We start from the raw sequence: 24,002 nt of genomic DNA on the forward strand, positions 1-24,002 counted from the left end.
AAATTACTCAGAACCGCTTTAATTTCATGTGGCGTATCGCCGAAAGCGTTTATTTTTATTAAAAATTAGGTTTTGAAGACGATCTTATCCGAACAGCAGCTCGCGCTCACCGTAAAAAGACTGGCCCACCAGATACTCGAAAACAACCTCGACCTCACCAATACGGTGATCATCGGTCTGCAGCCGCGCGGCGTTTTTCTCAGCGACCGTATCGTGAACGAGTTGAAAAAGATCACGGCGGCGGGAGAGATCCAGTACGGCAGGCTCGACATCACCTTTTACAGGGATGATGTGCGCAAAAGCCTTCACATCGCAAACCAGACAGACATCCCGTTCAGTATCACCGATAAAAAAGTGGTGCTGATAGACGATGTTCTCTACACCGGCCGAACCATCCGCGCCGCCCTGGATGCGCTGCTGGATTTTGGGCGGCCTTCAAAAGTATCTCTTTGTGTGTTGATCGACCGCAGGTTCAGTCGCGAGTTGCCCATACAACCCGACTATGCCGGGAAAGTGATCGATACCATCATTTCACAAAAGGTGAAGGTTCAGTGGACAGAGAACGACGGGCTTGACCAGGTTGTGCTGATCTGACGGGTTAGAATGGATGCTGTGTAATCTTCAAAACATCCTCAAATACGCACTTGTTGCCTGAAATCTTGTGGCTTGAATTCTTTTTTCCCTAATTTTGTTTTTTAATGAAACTATCTACCAAACACCTCCTTGGTATCAAAGATCTCAACAGGGAAGATATTCAGTTAATTCTCTCTACTGCGGAACAATTCAAAGAAGTTTTACAAAGGCCGGTCAAGAAAGTTCCATCGTTGCGCGACGTAACGATCGTAAATCTTTTCTATGAGAACTCGACCCGTACGCGGATGTCGTTTGAGCTGGCGGAAAGAAGGCTCTCTGCGGATGTGTTGAATTTTGCGGCAAGCAGTTCTTCTTCGGCAAAAGGCGAGACCCTGCTGGATACCGTAAACAATATCCTCAGCATGAAAGTGGATATGGTGGTGATGCGGCACAGCGCGTCCGGCGCACCGCATTTCCTGGCCAAACACATTCCTGCCGCGATCGTAAATGCGGGTGATGGTATCAACGAGCACCCTACACAGGCTTTGCTCGATGCGTATTCGATGCAGGAGAAAATGGGGAAGCTGGAGGGGTTGAAAGTTGCCATCATCGGCGATATCATGCACAGCAGGGTAGCGCTGAGCAATATGTATCTTTTGAAAAAGATGGGAGCGGAGATCATGGTGGCCGGGCCGCCAACGCTTATTCCCAAATATATCAGCGAAGCGCTGGGCGTTCGCGTAGAATACAACCTCAAGAAAGCGCTGCAATGGTGTGATGTGGCCAATGTGCTCCGCATACAGCTGGAGCGCCAGAACCAGCCGCTGTTCTCATCGCTGCGCGAATACAACCTCGCATACGGCATCAAGAGAAAAATGCTCGAGGACCTGGGCAAAGAGATCGTGATCATGCACCCGGGGCCGATCAACCGCGGCGTGGAGCTCGACAGCGATGTGGCCGATGGGCCTTATTCCATTATCCTGAACCAGGTAGAGAACGGCGTGGCGGTGCGGATGGCCGTATTGTATTTATTGGTTGACCGGGAGAATTGATTTGAAATCCAAGAAAATAACTCGTACTTCGTAATCCTAACCCGTATCTAACGCGATGCCACGAATCTGCCTTTTCCCCGGAACATTTGATCCTGTTACATTGGGACACATCGACATCATCAACCGCGCACTTCCCTTGTTCGACAAGATCTATGTAGGCATCGGCATCAATGCCGCCAAGAGCCCGATGTTCAGCCCGGAGCAGAGAATGGAGTGGTTCAGGGAGATTTACAAGGAAGAACCGAAAGTAGAGAGTGTGGTATACGAGGGGCTAACCGTCAATTATTGCAAAACGATCGAAGCCAACTTTATCCTGCGCGGGATCCGCTATGTGAGCGATTTCGAATACGAGAAAACGATCGCAGATGCCAACAGGACGCTTGACCCGAATATTGAAACGATATTTTTAACGGGTGAGCCGAAATATACTTCCGTAGCCTCTACCATTGTACGCGATATCATCCGCAACGGCGGAAACGCTTCGCAGTTTTTGCCGGATGCGGTAAATCTTTCGTTGCTGAATCACAAAGAATAAACAGCAACCCAATCAGCTGGTGTAACTGCAGCGCCCGATTCCTAAAACCATTAGAGTTCCTGGATCGATATATTCTTCCACTTCACCCTGATCCCTCCGCCATCGTGGATCTGTAAAGCGATGAACCCGTTTCCCTGCCCGATCTTTTCATCTTTGAATTGAACCATTTCATGACCATTGAGCCATGTTTTTACTTCATCACCGTTCACGTATAATCTGAGCGTGTTCCATTCGTTCATTCTGAGCCATTGCTCGTCTTCGGGTTTGGGTTTGATGAGCCAGCCGCGGCCATAAGACTCGTATAAACCACCCGTAAATTTACCCGGGGGCGCCACCTCGCATTGCCAGCCGCTGATCTTTACGCCCTCGATGGAAGACCGAAAAAATACGCCGGAATTGCCGTCTGCCTGCTGTTTGAATTCGAGGGTCAGGATGAAATTTTTATAGGATCTGTTGGTAGACAGGTAACCATATTTTTTATCCGGGCCGCTTTCGCAAACCAACTCGCCGTTTTCAACAAACCATTTTTCGGTGCCGTGGATGGTCCAGCCGCTGAGGTCCTTGCCATTGAAAATGGAAGCTGCCTGTTGTGCTTTCGCAGAAAGGAGTGAGCAGGCGAGCAGGAACGTAAAAATGTATTTCATAAGTTTTGATTGATCGTCCGGCGGATGTTCTACTGTTTCATAGAAGAACAGCAAATTGAATATTTTACAGGTCAGCTTTTTTTATGATCTCGACAACGTTGGGATAACTGTTTTCTAAACAAGCCTCCAGCTCCTCGCCGCTTACCCATTTGATCTCAGTGATATCTTCTTCGGTCTGGGGCAGCAATTGTTGTTCACCACGCGCCCGCATGGCGTACCAATGCGATTCTTTGATCACCTCTTCCTTGAGGTAAGGATCGAAGTATTCATGGTAAGTGATGCCGATCAGTTCGCCGTGTTCAACATCTTTCAGCCCCGTTTCTTCTTTCACCTCCCTAACCGCGCATGCCAGTATGGTTTCACCGGCATCGAGCTTTCCTTTGGGAAGATCCCATTTGCCGCGGCGGAAGATCATCAGCAGCGCGCCGGCATCGTTCAGAACCAACCCACCGCCGGCTATTATTTTTGTTTTCTCCATGGTTCATCAAATGTGAATACTATTTTCCGCCCCTGCAAAAAATGTAGGCAAAAATTCAAAATCGGTTTACATTCGCCCCATGACAAACGAGAAAGCCGTTGCTGAAAAACTGCTGCAGGTTGGTGCAGTAAAATTGAGTCCAAAACAACCTTTTACCTGGGCCAGTGGCTGGAAAAGCCCGATCTATTGCGATAACCGGAAAGTGTTGTCGTTCCCCTTTGTTCGTGATTTTATAAAAAGCGAAATGTGCAACGTGGCCTTCGAACAATTTCCACAGGCAGAAATACTGGCGGGCGTGGCCACGGCAGGTATTCCGTGGGGGGCGATGGCGGCGGACCAGCTGAAATTGCCTTACATCTATGTCAGGCCCAAACCGAAGGAACATGGCCTTGGCAACCAGATTGAGGGCGCATACCAGCCCGGACAACGCGTACTGGTAATAGAGGATCTTATATCAACCGGCAAAAGCAGTCTCCAGGTAGTTGACGTGCTGCGCAATGCAGGCGTAGAAGTGATCGGGATGGTTTCGATTTTTACGTATGGCTTTTCAGTGGCTGAAAAGGCGTTTGAGGCCGCGGGCGTACCTTACCGTTCGCTCACCAATTATGCGCAGTTGATCAGCCTTGCGGTAGAAAAAGGCCAGGTGTCAGCAGATACAGAGCAGTTGCTGCTACAATGGAGGAACGACCCGGCCAATTGGCAGGGAATTTGAGTATAACGATCAAACAAAACATATGAAACGAATCATTTCAGCGTTACTGCTCACTGCCGCGATGTATTGTACCGCGGGTGCGCAGCAGCAAAAACCGGAGTGGGTTACCATCAAATCAGCGAACCTGAAATGCTGGGAGTGTAAAGACCGTTTGGAAAAATTTCTCCTGAAGGAGAAGGGCCTGACCAACAGTGGTATCGCGGGCTGGAAGATCAACTTATTGCAGGGAGAGATCAGGGTGCAGTACCTGCCCAACCTCATTACACCGGAAGCGGTGCGCATTACCCTGAACAATGCCGGCTTTGATGCAGACGAAGAGAAAGCCGAGCCGGATGCCTATAAAAAGCTCCCGCCGGCCTGCAAACGTGCGGAGGACGGGGGTGGTCCGCAAAAAGGAAAATCCTGTCACGTGCCGCCGCTTTAATGGCCGTATTATTGATAACTGAAAGGGCGCATAATTACTATGCGCCCTTTTTTATTGCCGGATTATATCAATAAACACGATTACAGCCAACCGTTCGTTTCTGATCAAAACAAACTCAGTTTGTGCCTTGCTTCATAATTGAACGGAACCGTTGCGAAGATCCCCGCTTTGCCAACCCTCGTGGTGCCTTTTACATTGATCAGTACTTCTTTGCTGAAAAGGAGGTTGAGCCCGTTTTTCAGCACAGACTGCATATCCACCATGATCCTCGACGGCAGGCTGAATTCCGCCCGGCGGGGGATGTGCATGAGGGTGTCGAGCTGGAATTTGCCGAGGTAGCTGTTGTCTACATACACATCACAATCCACTTTCTTCAGATCCACCCCGAAACTGTTTGGGTTGTAGTACACCAGGTCCATTGCCAGGACGGTCTGGTTAAAACCCATGGTCTCAACCCTTACGTTTTTCACATCGCGGTAATCGAATCCCTGGGGTTTGGAACAGGCGAAAAGGAATAGGGTCAGGGAGCCAAATAAGAGGACTTTTTTCAAAATGGACTATTTGCCTGCAAAATAGGAGAGACTGGCGGAATTCCAATTTCTTATATTTGTAACAGCCGGTTTTGACTTGCTAAAAATGTTGGAAAAAAGATTATGCAACGAGATATTTCTGAAGTCTAAGTTAATTAGTTGAATAAAATAATAATAAATAGTTTATAAACAATTAGTTGTAATTATTATTTAAACTTAAAAAAGATAAATAAAGACCTATTCAAAGTCAAATAATAAACAATTTATCAGTGCCGGAAATAAATTTAAATATAATCGATCTATTAATTGATATTCAATATTTTGGAACAATCAATTACAATAAAATTTTGTTTCAAAATTCAAATATAAAAATTGAACAATACGAAAGCTATCAGAAAATGAGTTTTCGCAACAGATGCATGCTTGCGGGGAGCAACGGGGTGGTTAATTTGTCGGTTCCGCTGGAGAAAGGGCGCGGGCAAAAAGAGCTGATGAAGGATGTCAGGATCAGCGATTCGGAGAACTGGCGGGTGCAGCATTGGCGCACCATCGAATCCTGTTACAGCCGCGCGCCTTTTTTCGAATTTTACCGGGATGGGGTTTTCAGCCTGCTCCAAAACAAACAGACCTTCGTGCTCGACCTGAACCTGTCCATCCTCGAATGGCTGGCAAAAGTTTTCAAATACAGAGGATCGGTTTCGCTGACCGAAGCATATCACAAAGAATACCCAACCGACGTTAACGACCTCCGCGGAGCTTTCCTTCCCAAAAATTACGCGGCGGAGGATTTTGATCTGAAGTATGTGCAGGTGTTCGAGGACAGGATCGGGTTCAAACCCAACCTGTGCATCCTCGACCTGTTGTTCTGCAACGGTCCGTCGCTTTCCATTGGTCGGTAAAAATTACGTCTCTGCCGGGTTGATCGCAAGCGAGGCAACATTTTAACTTTTCTATTGCTCTATCCCCATCTATTTAATAACCATTTAAAGCGCTCAATGGAGGAAGAAACCGTATTTTGCGGCAATCCTGTGGCGAAGCCAATTAACCCCGAATGGTATTGAGATGCTATGAATAGAGCCGTGCTTTCGCTTTTGATTGTTTTGGGACATCTGGTTGTGTCCGCGCAGGATTTTTCCAACAAGGGAAAGGAATTCTGGATCGCGTACCCCGCCCACGTAGATGGTGCTTCTTCGGTGATGGGTCTGTACATCACTTCTTCTGTCAATACATCCGGCACGGTCACTTTAGGAAACGGCGCCCCGATCAATTTTACCGTAAACGCGAATGTGGTAACCCGCGTGTTTCTTACCAACGGCACAAACAACAATGCCACTGCAGGATCGAGCCCTCTTTTTTACGGTTCCAATTCTGCGGTTTATCTCGATATGAGCGATGGTATTAAAACAGGGGCGGCGATCAAGATCACTTCGCAGGACCCTGTGGTGGTATATGCTCACATTATCAAGTCCGCAAGAAGCGCGGCCACCCTTGTACTGCCAACGGCGGTATTAGGCAGCGAATACATCGCGCCGAGCATCGGGTCGGTCAGCCTGCAGCAGGCGGGTGGCGGTATCGGTGAGATCGCTGTAGTGGCAACACAGGCCAATACGGTTCTTGAGATCACCCCTTCGGTTGCCGGCCGGGCCGGAAAACCTGCGGGTGTAAAGTTCCAGGTAACACTGGCGAATGCGGGCGACTGTTACCAGTTCCAGACGCAGGATCTTGGCGATATTTCAGGTACGAAGATCAGCGCACAGGGATGTAAACCGATCGCTGTGTTTTCGGCAACCACCTGGAGTGCGTTCGACTGCCCGGGTTCAAGCGGGGGAGATAATCTTTACCAGCAAATGTTCCCCACACGCGCCTGGGGCAAAACGTTTGTAACAGCGCCTTTTTACAACCGCACCGACGATATTTTCCGAATTTATGTTCAGAACGCTTCTACCACGGTCAGTATCATGGAAGGTGGTGTTACCACAACCCTCGGAACGGCCAATTACAACAGCAACGGTAAATTCTATTTTTACAGGTCGAACAAACCATTGATGATCACCGGGAGCCAGGCGATTTCTGTTGCGCAGTTCATCACATCGGCTACCTGCAAAACAGGATGTTCAACCAACAGTGGTTCCGTTGGCTGTTATGGAGATCCGGAAATGGTTTTGCTAAACCCGGTGGAGCAGACCTTGCAAAACGTCACTTTCTTTTCGGCATTGCAGTCTTACCTGCCATCCGGGCAATCGAACGTGGTGCAGCACTACGTAAACCTGATCATCAGTAAGAAGTTCATCAGCACGGTTAAGATAGACAATGCCCCGCCGAAAGGAATGTTCATAGATATCCCGGGAAGCATTTATTCTTATCTCCAGGAAGATCTTACCGCATCTACACAATCCAACCCGATACACAACATTTCTGCTGATTCCAATTTTGTTGCCATCGTATACGGTTATGGTAATGTTGAGTCGTATGGATACAACGGAGGAACCAATGTGAAAGATTTTTCAGCGGGCACCACGTTTCAGAATCCCTACAACCGCATCGATTCTGCGGTTACGTGTGTAAATACGCCACTGCAGTTTTCCGTTCCATTGGGCTTTATGCCCGCCACACTTCGCTGGGATTTTTCCGCTGCGCCCAATATTGCCCCAAGTGCCGGCATTGGCCCTATATCCAATCCCACAGCCGATAGCTCAAAAACGGTGAACGGGCAAACGGTCAATTATTTCAGTACCGGCAAAACATTCAGTTTTGCGAACGCAAATACGGCTTCGCTCCGCGATACGATCAAACTTTTCACCACCACGGCTGCGGCAGACGGTTGCGGAACAACCAACCAGACCTTTTCCATTCCCGTAACCGTGAAGGGGGATCTTCCGGTGGCGAAATTTGCGGTAACACCGGGCCTTTGCCTTCCGGATGGCGTAAAGTTCACCGATCAAAGTAGCTATGGTTCCGGCAACATCATCCGGTGGTTCTGGGATTTTGGCGACGGAACCACGGCCGACCTTCGTACCGCCACCGTTCCCGATAAAGTATATGCTGCCTCGGCGAATTACACCATCAAATTGAAGGTCGTTTCCGATATCGGTTGTTTGTCGGGCGAAGCCACACAATCTGTTTTGCAGAATGAAAAACCAACAGCCAACTTCTCTGCCGGCACGATCAGGTGTGCGGAACAGGATATCGTACTTACGGATGCATCGGTTTCTACATCGGGGCCCATCACGCAGTGGAAATGGGATCTTGGTACCGGTACGGTTGTAAACACATCCAATGCCCCGGTAACTGCAAAATATGCAACTGATGGCCCACAAACACTCACGTTGCAGGTAACGACCGCAAGTGGCTGCAAAAGCGATGTGTTTACACAGACAATAGACGTAAAACCATTGCCGGCTCCTGGTTTTGTTTTGCCCGAAGTTTGCCTGAGCGATGCGTATGCGCAGTTCAGGGATACGACCAAGATCAAGGACGGCTCCGAGGCGCAATTCAAATGGTCGTGGAACTTCAACGTAACCGGGGTAACACCCGGCCCATCGGTGCTCACCAGCACGGCGCAAAACCCGCAGGTGAAATACAATCGATCGGACAATTACAAAGTATCGCTGACGGTTACTTCGAAAGACGGTTGTGTGGCCACTGGCACAAAAGATTTTACCGTAAACGGATCTATACCCAAAGCCGCATTCGATTTTGCCAATACTGCGCCTTACTGCGGAACAAAACCGGTCAGGATACAGAACAACTCAACCGTGGATTTTGGAAACGTAACCAGGCTGGAGATCCACTGGGACTACGCGAACAATCCCACGGTAAAAGAGACCGACGAGGATCCGGCGCCGGGCAAATTGTATACACATTCCTATACAGACCCCGCTTCGCCAAAAACATATATTGTACGTATGGTTGCTTATTCGGGTGGTACGGCCTGTGCGGATTTTACTTCGAAAACATTCACGCTTTATCCGCAGCCCAAAGCGGCGTTTACAAGCTCCGCCAGCCAGTTGTGTACAGGGGAAGCGGTAACTTTTACCGATAAGAGCAGCACCGGTTCAAGCGCGGCGAAAACATGGTACTGGAACCTTGGAAAGAACAGTTTGTCTAACCTGCAGAATCCTTCGAAACAATACAATGATTCCGGGCGGGCAGATGTGAGCATGTATTTTTACAATGCAGATGGCTGTATAAGCGATACGGCTTCAACCAGCTTAACCATTTATCCGAACCCGGTGGTATCGTTGAAGCATACAGACCGGGTACTGGCGGGCGGAACGATCACCATTACGCCGTTGTTTATATATGGCAACCAGCTCAGTTACAAATGGACGCCTCCAACGTACCTGAGCAGCGATACGGCCATCGCGCCAAAATCGATCCCTTCAGATGACATCACTTACAAACTTACCCTTACCGCGGAGGGCGGTTGTACGGCAAGTGATACTATCTTTATAAGTGTATTGAAGGGTCCGGAAGTACCCAATGCCTTCTCGCCCAACGGCGACGGCATCAACGATACCTGGAAGATCAGATACCTGGAAAGCTACCCGGATGCATCGATAGATGTTTACAACCGCGCCGGGCAGATCGTGTTCAGGTCGATAGGGTATGGAACGGAGTGGGATGGAAGTTACAAAGGACAGCCATTGCCGGTTGGAACTTATTATTATGTGATCAATCCAAGAAATTCCCGTCCTTTGATAACAGGTTCGGTAACGATCATAAAGTAGACGTATGCGTGTAAAAACATTGTTGCTGGTGATGGGTGTGTTTGCGGTTGGTGCGTTGTGGGCGCAACAACGTCCGTACTATACGCAGTACATCATGAACAACTACATCATCAACCCCGCCGTTGCCGGCATTGAAAATTACTGGGATGTAAAGGCCAGCCACCGCATGCAGTGGGTAGGACTCCAGGATGCACCCGTAACCACTTACATCACCGTTCATGGCCCGCTCAAACGCGATGATTATGGCCGCGAGACCGCAACCAGCTTTCATGCGGGCGGCTCCAACCCGCGGGGGGAGGCCTATTGGCAAGACTACAGTTCTGCCGAGCCGCACCACGGTGTTGGTTTTACCATGCTGAACGATAAGACGGGCCCGCTCAGCCGTTTCGCGGCGTATGGAACCTATGCGTACCATGTTGGGTTAACCAGCCGCACGAGCCTTTCGCTCGGGGTATCAGCAGGCATTACCAATATGAGCCTCGACGCGAGTAAACTCAATTTCGGTTCCATCACGGTAGACCCGGCGGTGGCGAACAGCAATATCATCAGCAGGATCAAGCCTGATATCAGTGCGGGTCTCTGGTTGTATTCGAAAGATTATTTTCTTGGCGTAGCCGCGCAACAGATCATTCCGCAGAACATCACATTTTCCGACAATACCGTTTCTGTGCAGAACGGTAAACTGCTGCCACACCTGTTCGTGAGCGCCGGTTACCGCATGCAGTTAACGGATGACATCAGTTTCCTTCCATCCACCTTGCTGCGCTACATCAGTCCGCTGCCACTCGGTATCGACCTGAATGCAAAGTTCCAGTACCAGGACCTGCTTTGGGCGGGCGCCTCTTACCGTTACCAGGATGGCTTTGCCGCAATGGTAGGCGTAAACCTCAACCGAAGCATCAACATCGGTTATTCTTACGATGTACAAACCTCAACGCTCAATACCGTGAGCAAAGGAACGCACGAGATCCTGATCGGCTTCTTATTGGGTAATCGTTTTGGGGATTGGTGCCCGAGGAACCTTTGGTAAGGGCGCGGTTTTTAAAAAGATAACGGCAGTTCGCCTACTGTTCCCATACCACGATCTTCTTTCCGGCTTCCACCTTCTCCCTGTTCAACAAGGGAACGATCTTTGCCTCGTTTTGATGGGCAAGCTTGAGGAGAACGGTCCTGATCTTAGCGATGGTGGCCTCATCCATTTTCACCTGCGCCATCTGTTCGAGAACGGCAAGGTCCGGGAACGCGGGGAACATAAGGGAGGTATGGTCGTTTAACTCTATCCCGGTTTTGTGGTCTTCTTCTTTTTCAGGTTGCGCCTCTTCCTCTTCAGCCTGGTCTTCTGCCGCCTGCTGTTGTTTGCGGAGCCTGGCTTTGGTGTTCTCTTTTTGTTGCGGTTTAACACGTGTATTTCCCTTCGGGGCTGCAAGGGCTTTGAGCACTTCACTTGATAAGTTCAATGAATTGATCACCATTTTATCTACACCTGTTTTACCAAGCACAGACAATTCGTTCACCACATTCATCAGGTCGGTTCCGAGCCTGGTGCTTTCGAGGTTGAGGTCGGCGCTCATTTTAAAATTGCGTGCGATCTCTGCTTTGGCCTGTTTCAGTCCATCTTCCATTTCCTTCACCGATCTGCCCATATCTGCATGCCATTGTTTTTTGAAACCCGGTACAAAGAAAACAGAATCGCTGGCCTCTTTGTCCATCGTTGCATGATCGATCGCAAAAGATGCTTCCTGCATCGCATTGGCCACAAGCGGTGAAACGGACGCGATGGTGCTCATCGGCTCGCGCAGGTCGTACAATGATTCGCCCAGTTCTTTCTGCGCTGAAGCGATGTTCTTTTCCATCTCTTCTTTCAATGGTTTTGATAAAAAGAACACCGGGTTGAAAAGGGGATTGTCTACCGTTACCGCCATCGGCTCAACGGCATAAGCGGCGTTCTTTGTTTTTGCATTGCCCGCAACGGGTTTGTTGTTCTGCTGAGAATGTGGGTTGAGCCATGCGATCGAACTCAATATTCCCGTAACGATGAGGAAAGCAAGCAATTGTTTTTTGTAGTTGAAACGGTTTTCTTTTTCACCGATCATCCTTTTTACGCGGGTGAGCAGTTCTCCTTTTTTCCCGGTGGCCGCCATCGCAAATGCGGGCGCCGACTGTAAACAGGCGATGCGCAGCAATGCTTGCGCATATACAGAGGCATCGTATTGAAACTGCAGCACCCAGTCGTCGCAACTGTTCTCTCTTTCTTTCCGTATGCTTTTGCTGAGCAGTTGGGTGAAAGGGTTGAAGAAGAGACTGATCTCCACTACCGATAAAACGATGTTCACGAGGTAATCGTACCGTTTGATGTGTGCCAGCTCATGGAGCAATACGGCCTCGAGCTGGTCGGTGGTAAGATGGTTGATACTGGCAACCGGGATCAGGATCACCGGTTTGAGAAAACCGATGGTGAGGGGCGACTGAACCGTTGCTGATAAAAATATTTCGACTTTCTTTTTGATGTTCAGCTGCTGCGCGATCCTGGTAACAAACAACCGCCATTCTGCCGGCATTTTCTGTAAACCGTTGCTGCGCAGAAGTTGCGTTTGTCGGTAACCCAGCATCCATCGTACGCAAAGAAAGGCCATCAGGAGCAGGTATGCCATCGATACATAAGGCAAAAGCTGTTCGCCTTTTACCATCCAGTTGATCACGCGCGAGGAAATGTCTGTGTTGCTCGATAAGATCGCCTGTACGTTTTGCTGCGGCACGGTAGGCACCACTTTCAGCGCATGGCTGTATTGTGTATAATAAAACTGGAATGTTACCAGGAACCACCCGAAACCAATTACCTGCGCGGCAACGGCCAGCCGGTATTTCAAAGCGGCGCTGAGCAAACGGATGTTCGAAATACTCATATATACCAACCACAAAAGGGCGGCCTGCCACAAACTGTTGGCAATGGCGTAGCCCAGCGACTGTAGAAAAGCGGATTGGAAGAACGATTGCATGGCTTACTGTTTTTTCAGGTTGTCCAATAAACGCTGGATCTCTTCGAGCTCGTCTTTGTTTGGCGTCTGGTTGCCAAGCGCCTGCATCACCAATTGGGTGGATGACCCGCCGAACAACGAATTGATCATCTTTCCAACGATCTGCTGCTGCGTATTTTCACGCGTAATATTCGCACGGTAAATATGGGTTTTGCTGCTGTCGTCTCGCTTTACGATCCCTTTCTCAAACATGATCTGCATGAGCTTGAGGGTGGTGGTATAACCTGCTTCTTTGTGCTCGGCCAATATTTCATGCACCTCCCTTACGGTTGCCGTTTGTTTGTCCCACAACACCCGTAAGATCTCCAGTTCACTCTCGGTGGGTTTTACATTTTTCGCTGATGCCATTCTGCTACGATTTTGTTCGTAAGCAATTTACGATCCTGTTCGTATAGATCAAAATAAAATTTTGTTAAGCTGGAGAGAAGAGGGATGGGAGGCCAGCGCAATAAAAAAGCGATCACCGAGGTGACCGCTTTTCCTATTTTGATTCCTTGATGAAGGGGGAGTCGATTAATAACCACCCATTCCACCCATATCAGGCGCACCGTGTGTGTGTGGCGCTTCCGGTTTGGGTTTGTCGGCGATCACGCATTCTGTTGTTAACAACATAGCTGCGATAGAAGCTGCGTTTTCCAATGCTACGCGGCTTACTTTGGTTGGATCGATCACACCTGCTTTGAAGAGGTTCTCATAAATTTCAGTGCGGGCATTGAAACCGAAATCGGCCTTGCCTTCCTTGATCTTCTGAACCACGATAGAACCTTCGATACCGCTGTTGGAAACGATCTGGCGAAGCGGTTCTTCGATCGCTCTTTTTACGATCTGGATACCGGTGAGTTCGTCTTCGTTGGCTCCTTTCAGTTTTTCGAGGCTCTCTACCGCGCGGATGTAAGCTACACCACCGCCTGGTACGATTCCTTCTTCAACTGCTGCCCTTGTTGCGTGCAATGCATCGTCAACACGGTCTTTTTTCTCTTTCATTTCTACTTCTGTAGCCGCACCCACGTACAATACCGCAACACCGCCGCTCAGTTTAGCGAGGCGCTCCTGCAGTTTTTCGCGGTCGTAATCAGAAGTTGTATTTTCTACCTGCGCTTTGATCTGGTTCACACGCGCAACGATGTCGTTTTTCTTTCCTTTTCCGCCAACAACAATGGTATTGTCTTTGTCGATGGTGATGGAAGCCGCCTGCCCGAGGTAGGTCAGGTCTGCATTCTCCAGTTTGAACCCTTGCTCTTCGCTGATAACCGTTCCTGCAGTGAGGATGGCGATGTCTGTGAGCATTTCCTTCCTGCGGTCGCCAAAGCCCGGTGCCTTTACAGCAGCCACTTTCAGCGTGCCACGCAGTTTGTTTACCACCAATGTTGCGAGTGCTTCTCCTTCGAGGTCTTCGGCGATGATCACCAGCGGACGGCCGGTTTGCGCCACTTTCTCAAGAATATGGAGGATGTCTTTCATCGCGCTGATCTTCTTATCGTAGATCAGGATGTATGGATTCTGGAGCTCAGCTTCCATTTTCTCGCTGTTGGTAACGAAGTAAGGAGAAATGTAACCGCGGTCGAACTGCATACCTTCTACTACATCAACTGTGGTATCGGTTCCTTTTGCTTCTTCTACAGTGATCACACCTTCTTTGCCTACTTTAGACATAGCAGTAGCGATGAGTTTACCGATCTCGCTGTCGCTGTTTGCAGAGATCGTTGCTACCTGCTCAATTTTTTTAGAATCGTTGCCAACGGCCTGTGATTGTGCCTTCAGGCTCTCAACCACTTTGTCAACCGCTTTATCGATACCACGTTTCAGGTCCATCGGGTTGGCGCCTGCCGCTACGTTTTTCAAACCTTCGCTGATGATCGCCTGTGCGAGAACGGTTGCGGTTGTGGTACCATCACCTGCAAGGTCTGCGGTTTTGGAAGCTACTTCTTTCACCATCTGTGCGCCCATGTTCTCGATCGGGTCTTCGAGTTCGATCTCTTTTGCAACGGTTACACCATCTTTTGTTACCTGTGGTGCACCAAATTTCTTTTCAATAACCACGTTGCGGCCTTTTGGTCCGAGGGTCACTTTCACTGCGTTGGCCAGGGTGTCAACGCCTTTTTTCATTTTATTTCTTGCTTCGATATCGAAGTAAATCTGTTTTGCCATTTTATTTCAATTTTGAAATTTTGGAATAGGGAGATTGGGTTGTGATGGATCAGATGATCGCGAGGATATCGCTTTCGCGCATGATCAGCAATTCCTGCCCGTCGATCGTGATCTCTGTACCGGAATATTTTCCATACAATACGGTATCGCCTGCTTTCACAGTTACGGGCTCGTCTTTCTTACCGGCGCCCACGGCTACAACAGTGCCACGTTGCGGTTTCTCTTTTGCGGTGTCGGGGATAATGATTCCGCCTGCGGTTTTTTCCTCAGCAGCGTCAGCCTTAACAATTACTCTGTCGTGCAGAGGAGTAACGTTGAGTTTTTTTGCCATCGTTATAGGTTTTTAAATTGGTTGTTGAAATATTGTTAGACAGTTCTCGATTATTGTGCCATTCCGGGTTTCAGGTCAAATTTTCAGAAAATCTGCCCTTTCTATCCCGTAAGCCAGGCCCCCGACTGTCGAACGGTCGCAAAGATGCAGGAAGTTTTCCATACCGGAACGTCAAAATTTCATTCAATGGCGGGGGAGTGGCCGGGCGTTTCGGAACGGGTGCCCGGCTGTTTTAACCGCGCATGGGGTGCCGTGGCAAAAAATCGCCTGCCGGCCAAACCTTTTCCCAAATCAACTCGTAGTTGGTTATAAATAAAGTATATACGCTTCGGTTCAGCAGCGTATTTCCTATAAAAACGCTTTTTAAGCAAGGTTGTATCAAGGTTGAGACCCGCCTGTTCACAGGCGGGTATTTTTTGGGTGCACGGGGGCGGCGGGCGCCAGCTTTATTTTGAATCCCGCCCCCAAACCAATACCTTTGCCGCTCCCAAATAAGTTCTTACCAGATGATCAGTAGAAGAAATATCCGTGTGAAAGTGATGCAGTTGCTTTACATGATTGAAGCGGCCGACAGCCCGGTGGCATTTAAAAAACCGGTGGAGGAATTACAGAAACAACTCGACAAAAGCCGCGAACTGTTTGTTTACCTGCTTTATTTTATCACGGAAGTGGCGCGTTATGCAGAAACCAGCGCGCAGAAAAGGGCCTCGCGCAACCTGCCTACAGAAGATGACCTCAATGTAAACATCAAGATCGCCGGTAACGAGTTTCTCTGGCAGATCCTTGAAAACCCTTCTTTCAAAAAAGCACTGGAGACCGACCTGCCAGGCAAGCTTCTCGATAAAGACCTGGTCAAGAAATTATACGTAGAACTTACCGAAACCGATAAATACAAAGAATACATCGCCCACCAGGGCCGCGAAAAAGCCAAGGAAAAAGAGATCATCAAGCTGATCTTTACGCAGTTGATGCTTCCGAACGAATCTTTTATCACACATATAGAAGAGCATTTCAGCAATTGGGACGATGATGCGGATATGATGGACCAGTTGATGATGAACTACATCCAGAAACCGGGCAGCTACAACCTGCAGGAGATGGTAGGTCCGGAAAAATGGCAGTTTGCCAGGTCGCTGCTGAGTACCACCATCGAGAAAAAGGAATATTGCATGGAGCTCATCAAGCCGAAATTAAAGAACTGGGACTCCGATCGTATCGCCGTGCTGGATATGGTGCTGATGCGTATGGGCGTATGTGAGCTGCTGTATTTCGAAACCATTCCCACGAAAGTTACCATCAACGAATACATTGATCTTGCCAAAGACTACAGTACACCGCAGAGCGGCCAGTTTGTGAACGGGATCCTCGATAATATCCACAAGGAGATGATGGATGCTGGCAAGATCCAGAAGGTCAATTTCAAGAACAAAGCATAAAATATGAAGCGAACAATCATTGCAGCCGCACTGGGCAGCATCTTTTGGATGAGCTGCGACATGGGCGGTACCTATGAAAAAGAAGAGAAAGCCGCACAGGTTGTGCTGGCAGACACCTCGCATTACACAACAATGGAATGGAAAGACACCGTGGTAAACTTCAAACCGATCCAGATGGGTGAGAAGGCGACCGTGGTATTCAAGTTCAAGAACACCGGTAAATACCCGTTGTTCTTAACCAATGTAAAGGCCGGTTGTGGCTGTACCGTTCCGGGTTACACCAAGGGAGCGATACCACCGGGTGGCGAAGGAGAAGTAACGGGTGAGTTCGACAGTAACAAATCACATCCCGGCGAAGTCCGTAAAAATATATACGTAACCACAAATACGCTCGGCAAGAGCAGCCATACGCTTATCTTCGCGGGATATGTGGGAAACGGGAAATAGATAGAAATTAGTGATTAGCAATTAGTAATTAGTAATTTTTCCGTTGGGTTAACAAAAACATTTATACAATCAAATAAAATCAATCGCAATGACTAATCTGAATTTCGTTTTATTACAGGCATCCGGAAGCGGTGGTGGAATGGTACAGTTGGTGCTGATGGGTGGTATCATCCTCGTGTTCTGGCTGTTTATGATCCGCCCGCAGGCGAAAAAAGCAAAAGAGCAGAAAAAATTTGTTGAGAATATGCAGAAAGGCGACAAAGTAGTAACCATCGCCGGTATTCACGGAACCGTGAACAAGATCAACGAAGACAATACCCTCCAGCTCGAAGTGAGCCCGGGTTCTTATATCAAGATCGAAAGATCTTCCATCAGCATGGAATGGACGGCCCAACTGAACAAGGCTGCTGCCCCTGCCAAATAATTCCCTTTACCATTTTTGAACGCCGGGTGATCTTTCATCCGGCGTTTTTTTTGCCATTACCATTCAACGCGCTTTCCCCCGCAAATTCCTCCATAATCAATACCTTTCCCTTTTAATCCAGACAAATGTCACTCAGAATCGGCATCACAGGCGGTATTGGCAGCGGCAAGAGCATGGTAGCGGGTATTTTCAAAACACTCGGTATTCCTGTGTTTGATGCGGATACTGCAGCCAAGGAAGTGATGGAATCAAACAACGGCCTGCGCGCTGCGATCACGGAAAAATTCGGCGAAGCCGCTTATATAAACGGGAAGCTTGACCGAAAATTCCTGGCTTCGATCGTGTTTACCGATCCTTTTCAACTTGAAACATTGAATGCACTTGTTCATCCCTATGCAATTGCTGCGGCAGAGGAGTGGGCCGACAGGCAGGATGCGCCGTATACGATCAAGGAAGCGGCGATCTTTTTTGAAGTAGGGTCGGCCGTTGGTTTCGATTACATGATCGGCGTATACGCACCACAGCACCTCCGCATCCAACGCGCCATGCAGCGCGACAATCTTTCACGCGAAGAAGTGCTGAACCGGATGAACAAACAGATCAACGAAGAAATAAAAATGCGCCTCTGCGATTTTGTGGTGGTGAACGATGAACAGCAGCTGGTTATTCCACAGGTTTTAAAACTGCACGAACGATTTATAGAAGAATCAAAACAGTAACATGGAAAAAATAAATGTGCTCGATAAATTCAATGCGGTCGACGGCTACTGGAACCCGGCCATTGCGGGGGAACTGAACAACCAGCACGTAAAGCTTGTCAAGTTCAGGGGCCCGTTTACCTGGCACCACCACGATCACGAAGATGAATTGTTCTACGTGGTAAAAGGGTCTTTTGTGATGGAGCTGCGCGATAAGAACATCGAGCTGAACGAAGGTGATTTCCTGATCGTTCCCAAAGGCGTGGAGCACAGGCCCAATGCGGAGAACGAGGTATGGGTAATGTTGTTTGAACCCGCCACAACCCTGAATACCGGCAATACCGAAAACGAATTCACGAAAAAAGAACTGAAAACAATATGATCGCGCCAACACCGCAGCCGCCTTATTATGCCGTGATTTTTACCTCCGAACGTACGGAAATGGAAGACGGCTACGGCGATATGGCCCACCGGATGGTTGAACTCGCGTCGCAGCAGGCGGGTTATCTTGGGCACGAGTCTGCCAGGGACGGCATCGGCATCACCGTTTCGTACTGGGAAAGCCTGGAAGCGATCCGCAGCTGGAAACAAAATTCCGAGCACCTGTTTGCACAGAAAAAGGGCAGGGAAGAATGGTACAGCCGTTACAAAACAAGGATCTGCAAAGTGGAAAGAGATTACGGTTTTGAAAAATGATCTTCGTTGAAATGGGAAAACGACAGCAACATTTCATCAATAGAAAAGTTCAACGCTGTTGGCAATAAGATAAATTCTATTTAATGGCCGTTCCTTTTAACATACTGAAGACCCACCTCGCAAATGCAGGCAAGCGAAAGATCACCTGGATCCTGCTTATTGTTTTCGCCACAATGGTGGGCCTTCATTTTTTCATCTTCGATTTTATGGTTCCGAAAACGGCGCCGTTGGCCATGCCCTTCAAATGGCGCCGTGTGCCGCTGCGCGAAAACAGGGAAACCGTTCGCGGTTATTACGGCGTACCCGAACCTTCGCACGCTTCTGTAGCAGCCGACGAATGGCTGCGCGGCGAAAAGGGTAAATTGTACATCCTGAAAGTCTATTATATAAATGATACCGTGGCCGCTTCGTACAGCGTACGCTATCGCTACGACCGGTGGTTCGGCGCCCGGGAATACGTGATCGACTCAGGAGCGATCAGGTAATTAATAATTAATAATTAGTAATTAGTAATTGCCTTTTCACCTTGTGATCTTATAACACCATCTTTTTAGTTTTCCTTCAAAATCAAAGGGCGTTGTTGCTTTGGTGATGTCTTTGATCTGTGATGCGTGGATCAATTTGCCTTCCATTATAAATTTTGAAAAATTGGTGCTGAAATAGATCACGCCTTCATCGCTCAATGCCGCGAGCGCATCGTTGATCAGCTCAACATGATCGCGCTGGATGTCGAGGAAATCTTTCATGCGTTTGCTGTTGCTGAACGTGGGCGGGTCTAGCACGATGAGGTCGAAACTTTTTGGCGGAATGGTTTTCATGTATTGCAGCACATCTGCATGCACAAACTGGTATTTCTGTTTGTCTTTGAGATGGTTGATCACAAAATTATCCTCCGCCCAGTTGAGATAGGTTTTCGAAAGGTCGACCGATGTGACCGATGCCGCGCCACCCATTGCCGCGTAAACCGAGAAGGAGCCTGTGTAACAGAAAAGATTCAGCACGCGTTTGCCCGCCGCCGCTTCTTTCACCATTCCACGCGTGATGCGGTGGTCGAGAAAAAGGCCGGTATCGAGGTAATCGGAGAGGTTGACCTGGAATTTTATCCCGCTTTCAAGCACGGTGAAGAACTCCTGCCGGGTATCCATCTTTTCGTACTGGTCCTCCCGGTGCGACATCCGCTTGCGTTGCCTAACATACATCAGTTCCGGTGCAACGCCGGTTACGTCGCCAATCACCTCGAGGCATTGGTTGAGCCAGTCGTTGTGTTCCTCATCTTCCATCCCGTGCCTGCGCAGGTATTCGGCGATGTAGATCTTGTCTTCGTATAATTCGATGCACAAAGGAAATTCCGTCAGGTCATGATCGTACACCCTGTAACACGAAACCTGCTGGCGCTTTGCCAGTTTGCTCCGGTGTTTGTACACTTTTACAAGCCGGTTGCGGAACATTTCGAGCTTCTGGGGATCGTTCATTACGCAAAGATGTTGTTTTTGTTCGTGGTTTTGTCGTTTATGGGTTGATTCGTAAGACAAAATACAACAAGCAAATGCAAACCGATGCCCGGCCGGTGATTAACAGGTACCGGTCGTCAAAAAACAACAACGCATTCAACAACTGATCCAATAAACCAATATATTTAAGACCTAAAAACTGCTCATGAGAAGAACTCTATTCACCACTGTGTTGCTATGTCTTGCTGCCGCGGTTTCGGCGCAGGAGTATAGCAATTTTGCCGGGCAAACAAGCCGGCTCGAAGCGCTCAGCAAATCTTATCCCGACCTGGCCAGGCTCAGTTCGCTTGGTAAAACCAATGGCGGCAAAGAGATCTGGCTCCTCACCATCGGTACTGGTAAAACGGAAACCAAACCCGCGATCGCCGTGGTTGGCGGTACCGAAGGAAGCCATCTGCTTGGTACAGAAATGGCGATCGGTTTTGCGGAAAACCTATTGAAAGGAAGCGCAACCGACAGCATCAAGAACCGCCTTTCCAAAACAACCTACTATGTTTTCCCGAACATGAGCCCTGATGCGATGGAACAGTATTTCGCAAAGCTGAAATACGAACGCAATGGCAATGCAACGGAAACCGACGACGACCGCGATGGCAAACTGAACGAGGATGGCTTCGATGATCTTGATGGAAACGGGAAGATCACCATGATGCGCATCGAATCGCCCATCGGCGAGTATAAGATCAATCCCGATGACGCGAGAACGCTGGTAAAAGCCGATGCATCAAAAGGAGAGAAAGGCAAATACATGTTGCTTACCGAAGGGTTCGACAACGATAAAGACGGCAACCTCAACGAAGATGGCGAGGGTGGCATAGCGTTGAACAGGAACTTTACCTACCGCCACAACACCTTCGGCGCGGGGGCGGGCGATTTTCCGGCCAGCGAAAAAGAAACAAGGGCGTTGCTCGATTTCTTATACGATGCATTCAATGTATACGCCGTTGTAAGTTTCGGCAGCAACAACAATTTGTCTGTACCCGTGAGCTACAACCCCGTTGCCGCAAGGGAAAGGATCCTCGCAGGATACCTGGAGCCGGATGCAAAAGTAAATGGCATGGTGAGCGAGCTGTACAACAAAGTAACAGGCGCCAAAGACGCGCCACGCAGCAGTTCTCCAGGTGGCGATATCCTTTCATGGGGTTATTTCCACTATGCGCGTTACAGCTTCAGCACACCGGGATGGTGGGTGCCAAAGGCCAAACCGGATACAGCAAAAAAAGAAAAAGCATTTACCTCCGAAGATGCGGCCGCCAATTACCTGCGCTGGGCACAGCAGCAGGGTATTTCTAATACGTTTACAGAATGGAAAGAAGTAAAACATCCCGATTATCCAAATACAAAAGTGGAAGTAGGTGGACTGGATCCATTCGTGCTCATCAATCCCCCTTATAAAATGGTGGGTGATATCGTGAAGAAACATACCGACTTCCTGCTCAAACTTGCGAACCAACAGGCTGATCTCGAGATCGTAAATCTCAAAACAGAAAAACTGGGCAATGGCTTAACAAGGGTGAGCCTGGATGTGATCAACAAAGGCGGATTGTCTACCCACAGCAAACTCGGCGAACGCAGTTATTTCCTGAAGAAACTGAAAGTAGCGGTGAATACCGATAAGCAGCAGATCGTTGGCGGTAAGAAGATCAACCTGCTGAATTCGCTGGAGGCATCGTCAACACAGTCTTTCAGCTGGCTGATCAAAGGCACCGGAAAAGTATCGATAGAGGTGGGTTGCCCAACAGCAGGGGTAAAAAACATCGACGTAACGCTCTAACCATTCTAAAAAAAGAAATTATGAAACGAAATATATTGATCGCCTTCGCTGCCTTAGCGTTTACTACAGCAGCCGTTGCGCAATCGCCCAGTCAATTGTTCAAGGCCGCGGGTTCGCCGGTAAACCCGAAAGTAGCTGTGGTATGGAACCGGTATTACGACCATGCCGGGCTGGGAGAGATCTGCAAAAAAATTGCAGCGGCCTATCCTGATCTTGCCAAATTTGAAACGATCGGGAAATCGTACGAAGGGCGTGACCTCTGGTTGCTGACCATCACCGATTTCAAGAAAGGCGGCGATCCGAACCGGAAGCCGGGCATGTACATCGATGGCAACATCCACTCAAATGAAATACAGGGGGCGGAGTTTGCGCTGTATACGGCCTGGTATTTAACGGAATCGTTTGCCGACACGAAGTTCATACAGGAGCTGCTGGAGGACAAGGTTTTTTACGTGGTGCCAACGATCAACCCCGATGGCCGCGACAGTTACATCCACAAACCAAACAACGCAAGTTCGCCGCGCTCGGGGTTAAAGCCGGTAGACAATGATGGAGATGGGTTGGTGAACGAGGATACGTATGATGATCTTGATGGCGATGGCAACATTACGCTGATGCGCAGAAAGAATCCGAATGGCCGGTACAAGATCGATCCGAAGGATCCGCGCAATATGATACAGGTGGGACCCGATGAAAAAGGCGATTACGAACTGCTTGGCATTGAAGGAATAGACAACGACGGCGACGGCCGTGTAAACGAGGACGGGTACACATTTGAATACGATCCCAACCGCGACTGGGGATGGGGATGGCAGCCGAATTACATCCAGAACGGCGCGTACAAATACCCGTTCTCTTTCCCGGAAAACAGGGCGGTGATGGAATTCGTTTTCAAACACCCGAACATCGCGGCCGCACAATCATTTCACAATGCAGGGGGAATGATCCTTCGCGGGCCGGGCGGAATTGAAGACGTGGGAACCTACAATGCACAGGACGTAGCCGTGTACGACGCGATCGGTAAAAAAGGAGAAGAGTTCTTACCGGGTTACAAATACCTGGTGGTTTACAAGGACCTGTATTCCGCGTATGGCGGAGAGCTCGACTGGTTCTATGCAGGAAGGGGGATCTATACTTATTCGAATGAATTGTGGACGCCCTACCTGATGTTTATGAAAGACGGCTCGCGCGACCAGTTTGACAACCCCACTTACAGCTTCGACCGTTACCTGTTGTTCCAGGATGCGTTTGTGCCCTGGAAAGAATACAACCACCCGCAATATGGTAAAATAGAGATCGGCGGTTTCAAGAAAAACTTCACGCGTGCGCACCCAGGGTTTTTACTTGAGTCGGATGCACACCGCAACATGGCTTTCAGCGTGTACCACTGTTATTCAACACCAAAACTGGAAGTGCAGGAGATCAGCGAAAAAGACCTCGGCGATGGCCTGAAGGAAGTAACGGCCGTGATCGCCAACCAGCGCCTGATGCCCACACACAGCAGCCAGGACACAAAGAACAAAATAGAGCGCCCCGATTACATTACCCTTTCAACGGGCGGAAAAGTATTGGCGGGAATGCGTGTAGAGAACCGCGACCTGAACCTTACTACCGAACAGCAAACCAATCCGCAAACCATCGAAGTTCCGAACATACCGGGTCTTGGAGCGGTTACAGTGAAATGGATCGTGCAGGGTGGAGGAAAGTATACGGTGAGTGTGGATAGTAAGAAAGGTGGAGTGGCAACGCTTACAAAATAGTTGCTCAATAGTAACAAGGCACAAGCATACAGGGAAACAGGATCTTTTGAACTACGATTCCGGA

General features: G+C 48.9%; 25 protein-coding genes. 17 read left to right on the plus strand and 8 right to left on the minus strand.

The window, feature by feature from the left end:
- Positions 1–72 precede the first annotated feature (72 nt).
- The 3 genes from pyrR to coaD all read left to right on the plus strand — a co-directional run bounded on the left by pyrR (position 73) and on the right by coaD (position 2,160).
- Positions 73–594 carry a bifunctional pyr operon transcriptional regulator/uracil phosphoribosyltransferase PyrR gene (gene pyrR, locus GWC95_RS08935; RefSeq protein ID WP_161818360.1) on the plus strand — a complete coding sequence of 174 codons (522 nt, stop codon included), beginning with the start codon at positions 73–75 and terminating at the stop codon, positions 592–594.
- Positions 595–698: 104 nt separating this feature from the next.
- On the plus strand, positions 699–1,625 hold the full coding sequence (locus GWC95_RS08940) for an aspartate carbamoyltransferase catalytic subunit (protein WP_161818361.1): 927 nt from the start codon (positions 699–701) through the stop codon (positions 1,623–1,625).
- Positions 1,626–1,680: 55 nt separating this feature from the next.
- Complete coding sequence (gene coaD, locus GWC95_RS08945) at positions 1,681–2,160, plus strand: pantetheine-phosphate adenylyltransferase (protein WP_161818362.1); 480 nt, start codon at positions 1,681–1,683, stop codon at positions 2,158–2,160.
- Between the two features lie 50 nt (positions 2,161–2,210).
- On the opposite strand, the gene GWC95_RS08950 is transcribed toward coaD, so the two are convergent.
- Both GWC95_RS08950 and GWC95_RS08955 read right to left on the minus strand, forming a co-directional pair.
- Positions 2,211–2,804, minus strand: a complete 594-nt coding sequence (locus GWC95_RS08950) for a 3-keto-disaccharide hydrolase (RefSeq protein WP_161818363.1) — start codon at positions 2,802–2,804, stop codon at positions 2,211–2,213.
- A 64-nt stretch (positions 2,805–2,868) separates the two neighbouring features.
- Entirely contained in the window at positions 2,869–3,282 is a 414-nt protein-coding gene (locus GWC95_RS08955) for an NUDIX hydrolase (protein WP_161818364.1), read from the minus strand.
- A 79-nt stretch (positions 3,283–3,361) separates the two neighbouring features.
- Between GWC95_RS08955 and pyrE the strand changes: the two genes are divergently transcribed.
- Both pyrE and GWC95_RS08965 read left to right on the plus strand, forming a co-directional pair.
- Positions 3,362–3,994: an orotate phosphoribosyltransferase gene (pyrE, locus tag GWC95_RS08960; RefSeq protein WP_161818365.1), complete on the plus strand. Its 633-nt coding sequence runs from the start codon at positions 3,362–3,364 to the stop codon at positions 3,992–3,994.
- A 22-nt stretch (positions 3,995–4,016) separates the two neighbouring features.
- Complete coding sequence (locus tag GWC95_RS08965) at positions 4,017–4,418, plus strand: hypothetical protein (protein WP_161818366.1); 402 nt, start codon at positions 4,017–4,019, stop codon at positions 4,416–4,418.
- A gap of 104 nt (positions 4,419–4,522) precedes the next feature.
- On the opposite strand, the gene GWC95_RS08970 is transcribed toward GWC95_RS08965, so the two are convergent.
- Entirely contained in the window at positions 4,523–4,969 is a 447-nt protein-coding gene (locus tag GWC95_RS08970; protein WP_161818367.1) for an LEA type 2 family protein, read from the minus strand.
- A gap of 248 nt (positions 4,970–5,217) precedes the next feature.
- On the opposite strand from GWC95_RS08970, the gene GWC95_RS08975 reads away from it, so the two are divergent.
- From GWC95_RS08975 to GWC95_RS08985, 3 genes are all read left to right on the plus strand, one after another.
- Positions 5,218–5,847 carry a WbqC family protein gene (locus GWC95_RS08975; protein ID WP_317164113.1) on the plus strand — a complete coding sequence of 210 codons (630 nt, stop codon included), beginning with the start codon at positions 5,218–5,220 and terminating at the stop codon, positions 5,845–5,847.
- 168 nt (positions 5,848–6,015) lie between these two features.
- Positions 6,016–9,678 (plus strand): gliding motility-associated C-terminal domain-containing protein, encoded by a 3,663-nt coding sequence (locus tag GWC95_RS08980; protein WP_161818369.1) that lies wholly within the window; start codon positions 6,016–6,018, stop codon positions 9,676–9,678.
- A gap of 4 nt (positions 9,679–9,682) precedes the next feature.
- Entirely contained in the window at positions 9,683–10,708 is a 1,026-nt protein-coding gene (locus tag GWC95_RS08985; protein ID WP_161818370.1) for a PorP/SprF family type IX secretion system membrane protein, read from the plus strand.
- A gap of 34 nt (positions 10,709–10,742) precedes the next feature.
- On the opposite strand, the gene GWC95_RS08990 is transcribed toward GWC95_RS08985, so the two are convergent.
- The 4 genes from GWC95_RS08990 to GWC95_RS09005 form a co-directional block, all read right to left on the minus strand.
- On the minus strand, positions 10,743–12,674 hold the full coding sequence (locus GWC95_RS08990; RefSeq protein ID WP_161818371.1) for a M56 family metallopeptidase: 1,932 nt from the start codon (positions 12,672–12,674) through the stop codon (positions 10,743–10,745).
- 3 nt (positions 12,675–12,677) lie between these two features.
- Positions 12,678–13,061, minus strand: coding sequence for a BlaI/MecI/CopY family transcriptional regulator (locus GWC95_RS08995; protein WP_161818372.1), 384 nt, complete (start codon positions 13,059–13,061; stop codon positions 12,678–12,680).
- A gap of 165 nt (positions 13,062–13,226) precedes the next feature.
- Complete coding sequence (groL, locus tag GWC95_RS09000) at positions 13,227–14,861, minus strand: chaperonin GroEL (RefSeq protein WP_161818373.1); 1,635 nt, start codon at positions 14,859–14,861, stop codon at positions 13,227–13,229.
- Between the two features lie 49 nt (positions 14,862–14,910).
- Positions 14,911–15,192: a co-chaperone GroES gene (locus GWC95_RS09005; RefSeq protein ID WP_161818374.1), complete on the minus strand. Its 282-nt coding sequence runs from the start codon at positions 15,190–15,192 to the stop codon at positions 14,911–14,913.
- 506 nt (positions 15,193–15,698) lie between these two features.
- Between GWC95_RS09005 and nusB the strand changes: the two genes are divergently transcribed.
- The 7 genes from nusB to GWC95_RS09040 all read left to right on the plus strand — a co-directional run bounded on the left by nusB (position 15,699) and on the right by GWC95_RS09040 (position 19,378).
- Positions 15,699–16,628: a transcription antitermination factor NusB gene (gene nusB, locus GWC95_RS09010; protein ID WP_161818375.1), complete on the plus strand. Its 930-nt coding sequence runs from the start codon at positions 15,699–15,701 to the stop codon at positions 16,626–16,628.
- Positions 16,629–16,631: 3 nt separating this feature from the next.
- Positions 16,632–17,075 carry a DUF1573 domain-containing protein gene (locus tag GWC95_RS09015; protein WP_161818376.1) on the plus strand — a complete coding sequence of 148 codons (444 nt, stop codon included), beginning with the start codon at positions 16,632–16,634 and terminating at the stop codon, positions 17,073–17,075.
- A gap of 88 nt (positions 17,076–17,163) precedes the next feature.
- Positions 17,164–17,499 (plus strand): preprotein translocase subunit YajC, encoded by a 336-nt coding sequence (gene yajC, locus GWC95_RS09020; protein WP_161818377.1) that lies wholly within the window; start codon positions 17,164–17,166, stop codon positions 17,497–17,499.
- Positions 17,500–17,624: 125 nt separating this feature from the next.
- The gene (gene coaE, locus GWC95_RS09025; RefSeq protein ID WP_161818378.1) at positions 17,625–18,218 is read left to right on the plus strand and encodes a dephospho-CoA kinase; all 594 of its coding nucleotides are present in this window, start codon (positions 17,625–17,627) and stop codon (positions 18,216–18,218) included.
- Between the two features lies 1 nt (position 18,219).
- Positions 18,220–18,579: a cupin domain-containing protein gene (locus GWC95_RS09030; protein ID WP_161818379.1), complete on the plus strand. Its 360-nt coding sequence runs from the start codon at positions 18,220–18,222 to the stop codon at positions 18,577–18,579.
- Positions 18,576–18,893, plus strand: coding sequence for an antibiotic biosynthesis monooxygenase family protein (locus GWC95_RS09035; protein ID WP_161818380.1), 318 nt, complete (start codon positions 18,576–18,578; stop codon positions 18,891–18,893). Before GWC95_RS09030 ends, GWC95_RS09035 begins: the two co-directional genes overlap by 4 nt.
- Before the next feature lie 83 nt (positions 18,894–18,976).
- Positions 18,977–19,378 (plus strand): hypothetical protein, encoded by a 402-nt coding sequence (locus GWC95_RS09040; RefSeq protein WP_161818381.1) that lies wholly within the window; start codon positions 18,977–18,979, stop codon positions 19,376–19,378.
- A 36-nt stretch (positions 19,379–19,414) separates the two neighbouring features.
- Here the strand turns inward: GWC95_RS09040 and GWC95_RS09045 are convergent, their stop codons facing one another.
- A complete protein-coding gene (locus GWC95_RS09045) occupies positions 19,415–20,365 on the minus strand; it encodes a class I SAM-dependent methyltransferase (protein ID WP_161818382.1) in 951 nt (316 codons plus the stop codon).
- A gap of 184 nt (positions 20,366–20,549) precedes the next feature.
- Between GWC95_RS09045 and GWC95_RS09050 the strand changes: the two genes are divergently transcribed.
- Positions 20,550–22,178 carry a M14 family metallopeptidase gene (locus GWC95_RS09050; protein ID WP_161818383.1) on the plus strand — a complete coding sequence of 543 codons (1,629 nt, stop codon included), beginning with the start codon at positions 20,550–20,552 and terminating at the stop codon, positions 22,176–22,178.
- A gap of 20 nt (positions 22,179–22,198) precedes the next feature.
- The gene (locus GWC95_RS09055; RefSeq protein WP_161818384.1) at positions 22,199–23,938 is read left to right on the plus strand and encodes a M14 family metallopeptidase; all 1,740 of its coding nucleotides are present in this window, start codon (positions 22,199–22,201) and stop codon (positions 23,936–23,938) included.
- Positions 23,939–24,002 lie beyond the last annotated feature (64 nt).

It is taken from the genome of Sediminibacterium roseum (assembly GCF_009939005.1).
GTDB lineage: Bacteria > Bacteroidota > Bacteroidia > Chitinophagales > Chitinophagaceae > Sediminibacterium > Sediminibacterium roseum.

Coding starts and splice junctions, on each gene's coding strand:
- GWC95_RS09005 (WP_161818374.1), bottom strand. CDS start 15,192: ATGGCAAAAAAACTCAACGTTACTCCTCTGCACGACAGAGTAATTGTT.
- groL (WP_161818373.1), bottom strand. CDS start 14,861: ATGGCAAAACAGATTTACTTCGATATCGAAGCAAGAAATAAAATGAAA.
- GWC95_RS09050 (WP_161818383.1), top strand. CDS start 20,550: ATGAGAAGAACTCTATTCACCACTGTGTTGCTATGTCTTGCTGCCGCG.
- GWC95_RS08940 (WP_161818361.1), top strand. CDS start 699: ATGAAACTATCTACCAAACACCTCCTTGGTATCAAAGATCTCAACAGG.
- GWC95_RS08985 (WP_161818370.1), top strand. CDS start 9,683: ATGCGTGTAAAAACATTGTTGCTGGTGATGGGTGTGTTTGCGGTTGGT.
- GWC95_RS09055 (WP_161818384.1), top strand. CDS start 22,199: ATGAAACGAAATATATTGATCGCCTTCGCTGCCTTAGCGTTTACTACA.
- yajC (WP_161818377.1), top strand. CDS start 17,164: ATGACTAATCTGAATTTCGTTTTATTACAGGCATCCGGAAGCGGTGGT.
- GWC95_RS08980 (WP_161818369.1), top strand. CDS start 6,016: ATGAATAGAGCCGTGCTTTCGCTTTTGATTGTTTTGGGACATCTGGTT.
- GWC95_RS09035 (WP_161818380.1), top strand. CDS start 18,576: ATGATCGCGCCAACACCGCAGCCGCCTTATTATGCCGTGATTTTTACC.
- GWC95_RS08955 (WP_161818364.1), bottom strand. CDS start 3,282: ATGGAGAAAACAAAAATAATAGCCGGCGGTGGGTTGGTTCTGAACGAT.
- GWC95_RS08995 (WP_161818372.1), bottom strand. CDS start 13,061: ATGGCATCAGCGAAAAATGTAAAACCCACCGAGAGTGAACTGGAGATC.
- GWC95_RS08990 (WP_161818371.1), bottom strand. CDS start 12,674: ATGCAATCGTTCTTCCAATCCGCTTTTCTACAGTCGCTGGGCTACGCC.
- pyrE (WP_161818365.1), top strand. CDS start 3,362: ATGACAAACGAGAAAGCCGTTGCTGAAAAACTGCTGCAGGTTGGTGCA.
- nusB (WP_161818375.1), top strand. CDS start 15,699: ATGATCAGTAGAAGAAATATCCGTGTGAAAGTGATGCAGTTGCTTTAC.
- coaE (WP_161818378.1), top strand. CDS start 17,625: ATGTCACTCAGAATCGGCATCACAGGCGGTATTGGCAGCGGCAAGAGC.
- GWC95_RS09045 (WP_161818382.1), bottom strand. CDS start 20,365: ATGAACGATCCCCAGAAGCTCGAAATGTTCCGCAACCGGCTTGTAAAA.
- GWC95_RS09030 (WP_161818379.1), top strand. CDS start 18,220: ATGGAAAAAATAAATGTGCTCGATAAATTCAATGCGGTCGACGGCTAC.
- GWC95_RS09040 (WP_161818381.1), top strand. CDS start 18,977: ATGGCCGTTCCTTTTAACATACTGAAGACCCACCTCGCAAATGCAGGC.
- GWC95_RS08950 (WP_161818363.1), bottom strand. CDS start 2,804: ATGAAATACATTTTTACGTTCCTGCTCGCCTGCTCACTCCTTTCTGCG.
- GWC95_RS09015 (WP_161818376.1), top strand. CDS start 16,632: ATGAAGCGAACAATCATTGCAGCCGCACTGGGCAGCATCTTTTGGATG.
- GWC95_RS08965 (WP_161818366.1), top strand. CDS start 4,017: ATGAAACGAATCATTTCAGCGTTACTGCTCACTGCCGCGATGTATTGT.
- coaD (WP_161818362.1), top strand. CDS start 1,681: ATGCCACGAATCTGCCTTTTCCCCGGAACATTTGATCCTGTTACATTG.